General features: G+C 65.5%; 12 protein-coding genes. 9 read left to right on the top strand and 3 right to left on the bottom strand.

The genetic code is table 11. From position 1 onward, the window contains the following. The first annotated feature begins 64 nt into the window (after positions 1-64). Together H9639_RS05425 and H9639_RS05420 are read left to right on the top strand one after the other, a co-directional pair. Positions 65-343 (top strand): hypothetical protein, encoded by a 279-nt coding sequence (locus tag H9639_RS05425; RefSeq protein ID WP_191807112.1) that lies wholly within the window; start codon positions 65-67, stop codon positions 341-343. A 2-nt stretch (positions 344-345) separates the two neighbouring features. Then, entirely contained in the window at positions 346-1,959 is a 1,614-nt protein-coding gene (locus tag H9639_RS05420; protein ID WP_191807111.1) for a hypothetical protein, read from the top strand. Here the strand turns inward: H9639_RS05420 and H9639_RS05415 are convergent. Then, complete coding sequence (locus H9639_RS05415) at positions 1,916-2,314, bottom strand: phage holin family protein (protein WP_191807110.1); 399 nt, start codon at positions 2,312-2,314, stop codon at positions 1,916-1,918. The two genes, H9639_RS05420 and H9639_RS05415, sit on opposite strands and share 44 nt — an antisense overlap. Positions 2,315-2,417: 103 nt before the next feature. Between H9639_RS05415 and H9639_RS05410 the strand changes: the two genes are divergently transcribed. The 5 genes from H9639_RS05410 to H9639_RS05390 all read left to right on the top strand — a co-directional run bounded on the left by H9639_RS05410 (position 2,418) and on the right by H9639_RS05390 (position 7,699). Further along, positions 2,418-3,557 carry a histidinol-phosphate transaminase gene (locus H9639_RS05410; RefSeq protein ID WP_191807109.1) on the top strand — a complete coding sequence of 380 codons (1,140 nt, stop codon included), beginning with the start codon at positions 2,418-2,420 and terminating at the stop codon, positions 3,555-3,557. Positions 3,558-3,699: 142 nt separating this feature from the next. Beyond that, positions 3,700-4,896 (top strand): pyruvate dehydrogenase (acetyl-transferring) E1 component subunit alpha, encoded by a 1,197-nt coding sequence (gene pdhA / locus H9639_RS05405; protein WP_191807108.1) that lies wholly within the window; start codon positions 3,700-3,702, stop codon positions 4,894-4,896. Then, the gene (locus H9639_RS05400) at positions 4,893-5,873 is read left to right on the top strand and encodes an alpha-ketoacid dehydrogenase subunit beta (protein WP_191807107.1); all 981 of its coding nucleotides are present in this window, start codon (positions 4,893-4,895) and stop codon (positions 5,871-5,873) included. The genes pdhA and H9639_RS05400 overlap by 4 nt, the downstream gene beginning before the upstream one ends. 59 nt (positions 5,874-5,932) lie before the next feature. Beyond that, entirely contained in the window at positions 5,933-7,468 is a 1,536-nt protein-coding gene (locus H9639_RS05395) for a dihydrolipoamide acetyltransferase family protein (protein ID WP_191807106.1), read from the top strand. A 30-nt stretch (positions 7,469-7,498) separates the two neighbouring features. After that, positions 7,499-7,699 (top strand): hypothetical protein, encoded by a 201-nt coding sequence (locus tag H9639_RS05390; RefSeq protein ID WP_191807105.1) that lies wholly within the window; start codon positions 7,499-7,501, stop codon positions 7,697-7,699. 19 nt (positions 7,700-7,718) lie between these two features. On the opposite strand, the gene H9639_RS05385 is transcribed toward H9639_RS05390, so the two are convergent. Further along, entirely contained in the window at positions 7,719-9,011 is a 1,293-nt protein-coding gene (locus tag H9639_RS05385) for an aminotransferase-like domain-containing protein (protein ID WP_191807104.1), read from the bottom strand. A gap of 45 nt (positions 9,012-9,056) precedes the next feature. Beyond that, positions 9,057-10,025: a helix-turn-helix transcriptional regulator gene (locus tag H9639_RS05380; RefSeq protein WP_191807103.1), complete on the bottom strand. Its 969-nt coding sequence runs from the start codon at positions 10,023-10,025 to the stop codon at positions 9,057-9,059. A gap of 521 nt (positions 10,026-10,546) precedes the next feature. Here H9639_RS05380 and H9639_RS05375 point away from each other — a divergent pair. Further along, a complete protein-coding gene (locus tag H9639_RS05375) occupies positions 10,547-11,506 on the top strand; it encodes a lantibiotic dehydratase C-terminal domain-containing protein (protein ID WP_191807102.1) in 960 nt (319 codons plus the stop codon). Positions 11,507-11,558: 52 nt separating this feature from the next. Next, complete coding sequence (locus H9639_RS05370) at positions 11,559-11,750, top strand: hypothetical protein (protein ID WP_191807101.1); 192 nt, start codon at positions 11,559-11,561, stop codon at positions 11,748-11,750. Positions 11,751-11,794: the final 44 nt, after the last annotated feature.

Raw genomic sequence — 11,794 nt, 5'->3', positions numbered from 1 at the left:
GATCCAGGCCGTACGTTGTTCGCGAAGGCTCATAGCAAGCAGCCGATGAAAGGTGGAACAGCCGGTGACTCTGCCACTTGAGGAGGGGCACGCGCGGGACCTGGCCGAGAACGCCGGACTGTCGGCTCGGGTACTGGAGATGCATGCGGAGGAGATCCGCAGGCTGCAGGATGAATACAGCCGGTTCGACCCCCAGCACTGGCGCTCCGGGGCCGGGAGACAGTTCCTGGAGCGTCTGCAGGACATCATCCGGGACCTGTCCGCATGCGGCGAGGCGCTGGCAGCGGCCGCAGCGGCCCGCCGGGAGCTGGCCCGCACGCCTCAGGACAAGGCCTGGGGCTAGGCATGTCACCAACCTGTCCGGTACCTGGCCCCGGGTTTACGGTCACCGGCGGGGCGGGCAGCATTCTCGTGGAGTACGACGCTTTGGAGGAACAGGCCGCCCGGCTGGAGCACGCCGCCGGGCAGATGAGCACTGTGGCTGATGACCTCCGGCGTATGCAGATGGAGGAACACGGACTGATGTGGCTGCAGCCGCCCGCAGCTGCAACTACAGCCCTGGACGAACTCGCTCAGGCCGTCTTCCTTCTGTCCCGGTGCAGGGACGCTGCCAGGGACAGCGCTGCCGATCTGCGAACAGCAGCAGGCAGGTACCGCGATGCAGAGGGCAGGTCAGAACGCATGGCCGGGGCATCCGGTCTCATTCCGTTCCTGTCCCTGCTGTTTGCCGGCCGCGGCACTGGAGGCTTTCCGGAGCGGGCAGTGGTGGAGCGGCTTCCGCTGCGGTTCGTCGATGAAGGAATCCTGAAACTTGTTATGGCTGGCGCTTCGCCTGGAAGCCACGGGCTTCGCCCGATCACGGTGGAGAAGTCCCCGCGCTCAGGCGCCAGGATTCCGGTGGATGGCAGTGCGGCAGGGCTTCTGAACCGCAGTGCCGTGCTGCTGGAGGAGAACGACCCCGGTGTCATTGAAGTCCTGCGGATCGACCGCGGCGGGGGGCCGGTGTTTGTGGTCACTCTGCCCGGAACGCAGCCCGGGGGACGCACGGCGGGCTCCAACCCTTTCGACAACTACGGCAATGCCGAAGGCCGGGCCGCCGGGAGCAGATACATTGCAGCAGCAGTTGCGGAAGCTCTGAGGCAGGCGCAGGCCGAGGCAGGCGATGCTGTCATCCTGGTCGGGTACAGCCAGGGCGGTATTCATGCGGCCAACGCCGCCGGTCAGATCGAAGCCGAGCTGGGAGTCGAAGTCCGCCACGTTCTGACCGCCGGCGCCCCCGCAGGCGACGCCGACATACCGTCCAGCACACAGGTACTGCACCTGGAGCACCAGCAGGATTGGGTGGCCGGGGCAGACGGGACCTCCAACCCGGATGCGCCAAACCGGACCACAATGACGCTCACCGACCCTGCAATGAGTATCCCGGGAGAAACAGGCGGCCTGGGACCGGCCCACAAACTCCCGGTCTACCTGGAAGGCGCAGCTGCCGCCGATGCGAGCACCGATCCGTCCCTGCGGACAACTCTGGCGGAAGTGAGCGCGGTCGTGGGCGCCGGGAGTATCGCAACCCGCGAACTGTACCGGTTCACCCGGATACCCGCCCGGGCTGCGCCGAAGGTCGTCCCCAAAGGGCTTCCGCCTATCCCCGCCCCGCGGGGCCCGCGGTATCTGCCGCGGACGCCCCGTCTGACCGGGCCGCGGAACGTGCCGAACCTGCCGGACCTGCCGGTCAAACCGAACGTGCCGGTCCTGCCGGCCAAACCGCCTCCACGTGTCCTGCCGGTCAAGCCGGGCGTGCCGGTTCTGCCGGCCCCGCCGGTGCCGTTCGCGTCACGGACCCTCGCCGGAACTGCGCCGCCTGCGTCCCCTGCGCCGCAGGCGCCGGCTCAGCAACAACAGCAGATCGGGCTTCGTGCTACTTCCGGGCACCCGTCAGAGAGCCCGCGACCATCGAAATGAGACTGATGATGATCGAGCCAAGAATGGCCGTCCAGAAGAACGAATCCACCTCAAACCGGACCGGGGTGAAACTGCTCAGCCAGGCGGTCAGCATCAGCATCCCCGCATTGATGATGATCGTGAACAGGCCCAGCGTCAGGATGGTCAAAGGCAGCGCCAGCAGGCGCACAATGGGGCGTACAAAAGCATTGACGACGCCGAAAATCAGGCCGACAAAAAGGTAGGCCAGCACCACGTCCAGGGTGGCGTTGCCGGTTGCTGAGGACCCGTCTTCCCCCAGAGTGATACCGGGCAGGACCCAGCTGGCAACCCAGAGGGCCAGGGCGTTGATGATGATACGGAGCAACAGGCGCATGGCCCAATGCTGGCACAGGGCAGGCCGGTTCCCAAGACACCCCTGTTCCCGGACTGTGGATCATGTCACACGGGCGGGGGTGAATCGGGACTAGGGTTAAGCCATGACCACCACCGAGAATGACATCAATGCTGCTGGAGTTCCGGCACCGGGAATCCGTCCGCGCCCGGTCGTAGACCGTCTGCCGCGCTACACTGCGGGCAAACCGCCGGTCGCCATTGACGGACTGCAAAGCTACAAGCTTTCGTCCAACGAGAACCCGTTCCCGCCGCTTCCCTCCGTGCTGGAGGCCATCAGCGCCCATCCGAACGTCAACCGCTATCCGGACCCGCTGTCGACGGCGCTGCGGACCGAACTGGCCGCGTTCCTTGATGTACCCGCTGAGGATATTGTCACCGGCGGCGGAAGCCTGGGTGCACTGAACCAGCTGCTCGCCACCTTCGCAGGTCAGAACGAAGACGGGGTGCCAGATGAAGTGATCTACCCGTGGCGCTCCTTTGAGGCGTACCCCATCAGCGTGGGACTCGCCGGTGCCCGCGATGTCCAGGTTCCTCTCCGCGCAGACGGACATCACGATCTCGATGCCATGGCTGCTGCCGTCACGGGACGCACCAAGATGGTGCTCCTCTGCACGCCGAATAACCCGACCGGACCGGTTCTGACGCGGGACGGGGTGGAGAGCTTCCTCGCAAAGGTTCCCGAGGACGTGATCGTAGTGATTGACGAGGCCTACGAAGACTTCGTCCGGGACCCAGAGGCGGTTGACGGCGTCGATATCTACCGCCGCCACCCGAACGTAGTGGTTCTGCGGACGTTCTCCAAGGGGGCGGGTCTGGCCGGGCTCCGGGTCGGGTACTCGATCTCACATCCGCACCTGACGCAGTACCTGCGGGTGACCGCCGTACCGTTCGCCGTCTCCCAGATCGCTGAACAAGCCGCGATTGCGTCCCTGCGGCATCACAGCGAAATTGTGGAAAGAATACAAGAACTGGTCGCTGAACGGACGCGCGTCGTGGCGGGTCTGAAGGAACTTGGCTGGGAGATTCCACAGGCGGAAGGCAACTTCGTCTGGCTCAACCTGGGCGAGAATACCCCCGAGTTCGCGGCGCTGGCGGAGCAGCAGGCGCTCTCGGTGCGGGCCTTCGGCACTGAGGGTGTCCGGGTCTCCATCGGAGAGCCAGAGGCAAACACCCGTTTCCTTGCTCTCTGTGCGACCTATACAAAAGGTCCCCGGCTTTCCTAGCGTGTCCTAAGTGCTTTTGTGATCCCTGCTCTCGCTAGGCTGTGTGGAGTAACTTCCACGTATATGTCTTGTCAGGTACTTATTCCTGCACAGGCATATTTCTAGCGGGGCAGGGTCTCAAACCCGCCCGGCGAGGAGAGGTATGGCCTTGGAGCAACTGCCCGCCAGCGAATTCGATTCGGCGGCGCTGGACGATTCCCTCATGCGCGCTGCCGGCAGCCCGCCCGACGGCATGGTTCAGCTGCTGACACCGGACGGAGAGCGGACCGGCCATGAGCTTTATGGCCGCTACGCCGAGGATATCGACGGCGAGGCGCTGCGTTCCTTCTACCGGGACATGTTCCTGATCCGCCGCTTTGACATCGAGGCCACTGCGCTTCAGCGGCAGGGCGAGCTGGTGATGTGGGTTCCGCTCACCGGCCAGGAAGGCGCCCAGATCGGTTCCGGCCGCGCCCTGGCCCCGCAGGACTACGTGTTCCCGACCTACCGGGAACACGGAGTGGCGCTCACCCGCGGCCTCGAACTGTCCCACCTCCTGCGGCGGTTCCGCGGTATCTCCCACGGCGGATGGGATCCGCGGGAAGCCAATTTCCACCTCTACACGCTGGTACTGGCGGCCCAGGTGCCGCATGCGGTCGGCTATGCCATGGGCATGGCCCGGGACCAGCTCATGGATCCGTCACAGCCCGCCGGCGCCACCGTTGCCTACTTCGGAGACGGAGCCAGCTCCGAGGGCGACGTCCACGAGTCGATGGTTTTTGCAGCGTCCTACGATGCTCCCGTCGTCTTTTTCTGCCAGAACAACCACTGGGCCATCTCGGTGCCGACCGAGGTTCAGTCCCGCATCCCGCTGGCAAACCGCGCCCAGGGCTACGGTTTCCCCGGTGTTCGAGTGGACGGCAACGACGTCCTGGCCGTCCATGCCGTCACCCGGTGGGCCCTGGAGCACGCACGCTCCGGCAAGGGGCCGGTGCTCATCGAAGCCTTCACCTACCGCATGAGCGCCCACACCACCGCAGATGACCCAACCAAGTACCGGGTGTCCGCGGATGAGGAAGCCTGGATCGGACGTGATCCGCTGAGCCGGCTGGAGAAGCACCTGCGCACCACGGGCGCCGCCGATGACGCTTTCTTCGCCGCCCTGGCTGACGAGGGAGACGCCTTGGCAGCCAAGCTGCGCGCCGATGTGCAGGCCATGGAGCCGCCGACCTTCGAGGAATCCTTCGCCGGGGTCTATGCGGAACCCCATGCCCTGATCAACGAGGAACAGGCCTTCCACCGGTCCTACGAAGCAGGCTTTGCCGACACCGACGAGAGCACGAAAGAGGCCGGCGCATGAGCACCACGACCATGACCATGGCCAAGGCCATCAACGCCGGCCTGCGGGCCGGCCTGGCAAACGATCCCAAGGCACTGCTGATGGGCGAGGACATCGGATCCCTGGGCGGCGTGTACCGGATAACCGAGGGGCTCAAGGCAGAGTTCGGTGCCGACCGGGTGGTGGACACTCCGCTGGCGGAATCCGGCATCATCGGCACGGCGATTGGCCTGGCCCTGCGCGGCTACCGGCCCGTCTGCGAGATCCAGTTCGACGGTTTTGTGTTCCCCGGCTTCAACCAGATCACCACCCAGCTGGCCAAAATGCACTCCCGCAGCGACGGGGCGCTCAGTGCCCCCGTGGTCATCCGCATTCCGTACGGCGGCGGAATCGGCTCGATCGAGCACCACTCCGAATCGCCGGAGGCGCTGTTCGCCCACACGGCCGGACTGCGCATCATCACACCCTCCAGCCCCCAGGACGGCTACTGGATGATCCAGCAGGCCATGCAGGGCAAGGACCCGGTGATCGTCTTTGAACCCAAGCGCCGCTACTGGCTCAAGGGCGAAGTGGACACGACGGCGCCCTCGGGTGATCCGTACACGGCCCAGGTTCTGCGTGCGGGAACGGACGCCACCATCGTTGCCTACGGGCCGCTGGTGCCGGTGGCGCTGGCTGCCGCCAACGCTGCCGCGGAAGACGGGCGGAGCGTCGAGGTCATCGACCTGCGCTCCATCTCGCCCATCGACTTCGACACGGTCACCGAATCCGTCCGCCGGACCGGGCGCCTGATCGTGACCCACGAAGCCCCGACCTTCGGCGGAATCGGCGGAGAAATCGCCGCCCGCATCACGGAGCGAGCCTTCCTGCACCTGGAGGCGCCGGTCATCCGGGTGGGCGGGTTCCATATGCCTTACCCGGTTGCCGCCGTCGAGGAGCACTACCTGCCGAACATCGACCGGCTGATGGACGCCCTCGACACCGCCTTCTCCTACTAACTGCGCCCCTGACATCCTTCATCCCGCCGGTGCGCCGGCCAACGCCAGATCGAGATTCCATGACTGAGAAAACGTTCAACCTGCCCGACGTCGGCGAGGGACTCACCGAGGCCGAGATAGTCCAGTGGAAGGTCAAGGAAGGCGACACCGTCGCGATCAACGACGTGATCGTGGAAATCGAGACGGCCAAGTCCCTGGTTGAGCTGCCTTCCCCGTTCGCCGGCACGGTCACCGGCATCCTCGTTCAGGAGGGGGAGACGGTGGATGTCGGAACCCCGATATTCCGGGTCTCCGCCGGCGCTCCGGAAGCCGGCGTGCCGGCGCCCGCCGCCGCACCGTCGACGCCCGCGGCCGCAGCCTCAGTACCCGAGTCAGCGCCCGAGCCAGCCCCCGCTGCCCCCGCAGCGCCCGCCGGAGCCGACGCGCCGCCGTCGGCCTCCCTGACCGGCAGCGGACCCAAGGCGGACCCGGTCCGGCGCCGTCCGAGGCGGGCGGGCGTCCGTCCCGCGGGCCAGGGTTTGAACGAGGCCAACGGGCCGGAGACCGGGCAGGCGGATCCCGCAGAGCCGGCACCTGCATCCCCGGCAGCCGCGTCCACGGCAAGCCCCAGCACTGCCGGCCCAGCGCCGTCTGAAACCCGGCCGTCAACCGAAACCCGGCAGCCCACCGCAGCCCCGCGCCAGGCAGCCGTCCAGGACCGCTTCAACCAGCTGCTCCAGCGTGTCCTCGCGAAGCCGCCGGTCCGCAAGGCAGCGAAGGACCTGGGCATCAACCTCGCGGACGTTCCGGCCACCGGCGCCGGGGGAGAGGTGACCAAGCAGGACCTGATCAGTTACCAGGCCCAGCGTGAGTCTGAACAGGATTCAGCCGACACCTTCTGGTCGCCCGCTACCAAGCCGCAGGAACGCAGGATCGAGAGGATCCCGGTCAAGGGTGTGCGCAAGGCTACGGCCAAGGCCATGGTGGAGAGCGCCTTCACCGCCCCGCACGTCAGCATCTTCGTGGATGTGGATGCTTCCCGGACCATGGAGTTCGTCAAACGGCTGAAGGTTTCCCGGGACTTCGAGGGCATCAAGGTGTCCCCGCTGCTGATCCTGGCCAAAGCCGTGATCTGGGCGGCCGCCCGCAACCCCTCAGTCAACGCCACCTGGGCGGAGGATGAGATCCATGTGAAGCACTTTATGAACCTCGGAATCGCCGCCGCGACCCCGCGGGGCCTGATGGTGCCGAACATCAAGGATGCCCAGGACCTTTCCCTGAAGGAACTGGCCATCGCGATCAACAACCTCGCAACCACGGCCCGGGCAGGCAAGACTCCGCCTGCGGACATGCGCGGCGGAACGCTGACCGTCACCAACATCGGCGCCCTGGGAATTGATACCGGTACTCCGATCATCAATCCCGGGGAAGTCGCGATCGTGGCCTTCGGCACCATCAAGCAGAAGCCCTGGGTGCTCGACGGCGAAGTGATCCCGCGCTGGATCACCACCCTGGGTGGTTCCTTCGACCACCGCGTGGTGGACGGCGATCTTTCCGCCCGCTTTATGGCCGACGTCGCAGCCATCCTGGAGGAACCGGCACTGCTGCTGGACTAGGCTCGAGGCCAGGCAAACGATCGGAGAAGCATGGCAATGAACCCCGGACCCGGCGGCAGCGGGCCCAAGATCGACTGGAAACGGACGCTGTGGATCCTCGCGGGCGCCTTTATCGTCTCCAGCCTGCTGATCATCCTCTTCCCCGGCCTCGGCACGCTCTGGCGGCTGGCGATCATGGCGCTGCTGTTCGTGATCGTGGTGCCGATGGTGGACCGCCGGCACCGGAAGTAGCAGGCGGGCGCGGTCCGGGCTAGGACGCCCGGGCCTCAACCGCCCGGCGGATGACCGGCGCGAGCCGGCGGACGCCCTCGGCTATCTCCTCGGGGGAGACGGCGCTGAATGCCAGGCGCAGCTGGGCGCTCGGAGCATCGTCCGGGGTGAAGGCCGCTCCCGGGATGAATACCACCCCGGCCTCGATGGCTTCAGTCAGCAGCGGGTACGTGTCGGTGCCTTCGGGCAGGCTGACCCAGATGAAGAAGCCTCCGTCCGGGACCGTCCAGCTCACGCCGTCGGGCATCTGCTCGTCCAGTGCGCGGAGCATGGCTGCACAGCGTTCGGCGTAAAAGGTGCGTGAAGCCCGGACCCGCCCCATCCAGTCAAAGTCCCGAAGGTACGCTGCGGTGATCATCTGGGTGAGGGGTGAGGGGCAGAGCACCACGGCCTCACAGGCCAGGTAGAAGCGGCGGAAGAGATGCTTGGGCACCAGGGCCCAGCCCAGCCGCAGGCCCGGCGCGAAAATCTTCGAGAAGGACCCCAGATACAGGACGTCTTCCGGGTGGTCGGCACGAAGCGGGACCAGCGGTTCCCCGTCGAAGCGCAGCATCCCATAGGGGTTGTCTTCCAGCACCAGGATGTTGTTTTCCCGGCAGATGCGGACGACGGCGCTGCGGCGCTCGGCAGCGAGGGTGATTCCGCTCGGATTGTTGAAGCTGGGGATCGTGTAGAGGAACTTGATCCGTTTGCCGGCATCCTTCAGGGCGCGGATCCGCTCTTCGAGCGCTTCGGGGATCAGCCCGTCGGAGTCCATGGGGACCGGCTGCAGGTCCACCTCATAAGCCTCAAAGGCGTTCAGCGCGCCCACGTAGGTGGGATCCTCGCAGAGCACCACGTCACCGGGATTGCAGAACACCTTGGCCGCCACGTCCTGGGCGGACTGGGAACCGGTGGTGATGACGATGTCCGAGGGGTCGGCGTCCAGGATTCCCTCGGCCGCCATGACTTCGCAGGCCAGCTCCCGAAGCTCCTGCAGGCCCTGCCCCGGACCGTATTGCAGGGCTTCCAGACCGTGGTTGCGGATGATGTCCGCTGCCGTGTCGGCCAGCCCGTCCAAGGGGAGCGACTGAAGATAGGGGCTGCCGCCCGCCAGGGAAATCAGGCCGGGTTGAATGGAGATGTCGAAAACATCCCGGACCGCGGACTGTTTGATGTGGAAGGCCCGGTCCGAGAGCAGGTCATGGTGCCGGTGGGCTGAATCCGTGGCCCGGTCAAGCGCCACCTGTGCTTCCGGGGTCAGCGTCGATCCCGTGGTTTCCTCGAAAGTCATGCCACATCATGGCATTCGAGTTGACCGGGAAGCAACATGCGTTTCCTAGATCCAACCGGCTTTGTGCGCCTTCACCCCGGCCTGAAACCGGCTTTCGGCCTTCAGTTCTTCGAGCATCCACGCAATATGCCGGCGGCAGGTCCGCACACTGATGCCCACCCTGCGGGCGATCACTTCGTCGGAGTGGCCCGCCGCCAGTCCCGCCAGGACCGACCGCTGGGTGCTGTTGAGCCCGGCTTTCCCCGGGTCCTCATCCAGGAAGGGCTCCGCGAGGCTCCACGCGAACTCGAAGAGCATGGCGAACAGGCCGATCAGGTTCGGGTCGCGGATCACCAGTCCGGCGCGGTCATAGGTGTGCAGCTGCCGCGCTACCACGGCAACCTTGTCATCAAAGATCAGCGTGCGGAGAGGGACGTAGGGCAGGGTCCGGAACTCGCCCCCGGCGCCGCTGATCATTTCCACGGCCTTGCGGGTGGGAACGTGGTCCCGGGTGCTGGCGTGATACAGAGTCTGCCTCCGGACCCCGGCGCGAAGCAGATCCAGATCCTTCTGGACGCTTTCCTCCTGGAAGTCAGCGTTGGAGCCGTGCCCGGGCCGGGCAATCAGCACCCGCTCGGACGCTGACCGGCCGTATTCGATGAGGACGCGCTGCACCTGTTCCGGGTCTTCGAGCACCTCCACGGAGGCATCCGCGGATGCCTGCCGGCGGGCTTCGGCGAACGTGGGCACCAGACTAGCCAGCTCCCTGCGCTTGGCGCCGATCCGGGAGCGGAGCTCCAGCATGGCCCGTTCGTCGGGGTCCACAAGTTCGGCCAGCGCGACGTCGGGGGACACCGCTGTATAGACCGGAACATCCGCTCCTTCCGCAAAGAGCAGGCACCGGGAGCGAAGCTCGTCCACAGCCTGGTCAATGGCACGCGTGGTGTACCCCAGAGCGTCCGAGGCTTCGGCGGGGGTCCAGCCAGGATGGGCCACCGCATAGCGGTAGACCTCAACCGACACCTGATCAAGCACCTTTTTCCTCCTCAAACCGCGGCGTAGAGCCCTGGCGGGCCGTTACGTTTGTCAGCGCCGGTGTCTTCTCATCCCTGCGGGCACAAAGCGTTCCGGGTCGAAATTGGAACCCGGAGAAAGTGACATGGCAAGTTAATGCCATTCTCCATGCAAATTCCCAGTTTGGGCACCTAAGCCGGCGAAATCCGTGCTCCCCAGCGCGAGATTACGCGCCCCGCGCCGGGTAACGGGAGTGCTTCGGGCATCAACAGGCCATGACAGGAAGCTGAAATTCGTAACTGTGGACACACCCTCTCAGGGCGGGGGAAGCTTTCGGAGTCAAACACACCCGGCTGTGCAACCAGCCGAACTAAAAAGAGGGGATACGACCATGGAGAAAGCTACAGGATCAACGGTTTCCATCAAGAGCTGGGAATGGTTCTGATTTAGTCCCCTCGCTTTGGGGGAAGAACCATCCAGCAGTACACATATAGACCCGCCCCAGCGGTGGTAACCAGATTTGAACCCGGAGGAAGATCGCCATGAGCCAGCTAACAGCAGTTCGAAACGCCTCGCGAACTAATGCAAGCACTCACTGGTGGACGCTTTCGATCTATACCGGTGGCTTCGATGTAGCGGACGGCATCATTGGAGAACTGGTTACCCCGCTGGCGGCGCAGGCACAGCTCTGGGGAGCGCAGCGATGGTTTTACACCCGCTGCTCTGAACCCTCGAACGCCCACGTGCGGGTGAAGATCCTGGCTCCGCAGGAGACCCTGGACCGGCTGCAGTCACTGCTCGGAGCACTGCAGGAGCAGGCCAGCGGAGTAATCGGTCACCTGAGCGTCACCCATGCCTTCGGGGATCCCGCCAGTGACCGGCTCGGTCCCGGCGGTGCCGAACAGCAGGACCCCCGGGTGGAAGCCGATCTCGCCAAATACGGTGGAGTAGAGGGCCTGTCCCTCGCGGAAGAAGTCTTCGAGCTCTCCTCCGACCTGGGCACCTGGGCCACAGCCCGCTTTCCCAAGGTGCAGAACAGATGGGCGCTGGGCTCCCTGCTTCTTTTCGATTCGGCGCGCAGCATGATGAAGGGCCCGCGCGCGTCCAGCTGGCCGGACCGGCGTCGGCTTTCCTGGGACTATTACTGGGACAGCCATCTGCGCAGCTGCACCGCGGGCTTCGGCCCCCGTGCCGCGAGTGTCCGCCAGGCGATGACAGTCCAGGTCAGCGCCAAGGTCATGCCGACGCACCGCCTGATGGCGGCCACAGCCGCAGAATCCGCGGTTGAGAACTGGCGGCGCCGCTGGTTCCGCACCATGGACACCTACTTGTACCGGGCGGACAAGGCCCGTGTCAGCCGCAGTGCCCAGCACCTCACCGTTTACCAGGCACACATGCTGCTGAACCGCCTTGGCTTGTCGCTCCGTGAGGAAGCGGCCATGGGGCTGTACGCAAGGACCTGGAGCACGGAGCGCGAAGCCCTGCTCCTGGACAAGCACTAGCCGCTCCGGATGGTCCGGGGGGAACATCTTGCAGAAGAAAGAGGTCGCTGCTGTGGCACAACGGAATGAACTGGTTCTGGCCGCGGACCAGAAAGACCTGGGAGCGGTCCTGGGATGCAGTGAAGGCACCGTAGAAGACATGCGGGACATGGGGTACGTCGAGTCCCGTGGCGAGCTGTGGAGCGTCGGGCCGGCCCGTGACTACCTGAGAGATGCTGCCTGGGCAGACGGTCTCTGGGACTGAACTGCACCACAAAACGTCCGCCGAATCGGGACGGCTCCACTGCG

Source organism: Arthrobacter gallicola (assembly GCF_014836775.1).
Lineage (GTDB): Bacteria > Actinomycetota > Actinomycetes > Actinomycetales > Micrococcaceae > Arthrobacter_B > Arthrobacter_B gallicola.
Note: the sequence above shows the minus strand (reverse complement) of the source record. Positions and strands in the feature narration are given on the sequence as shown.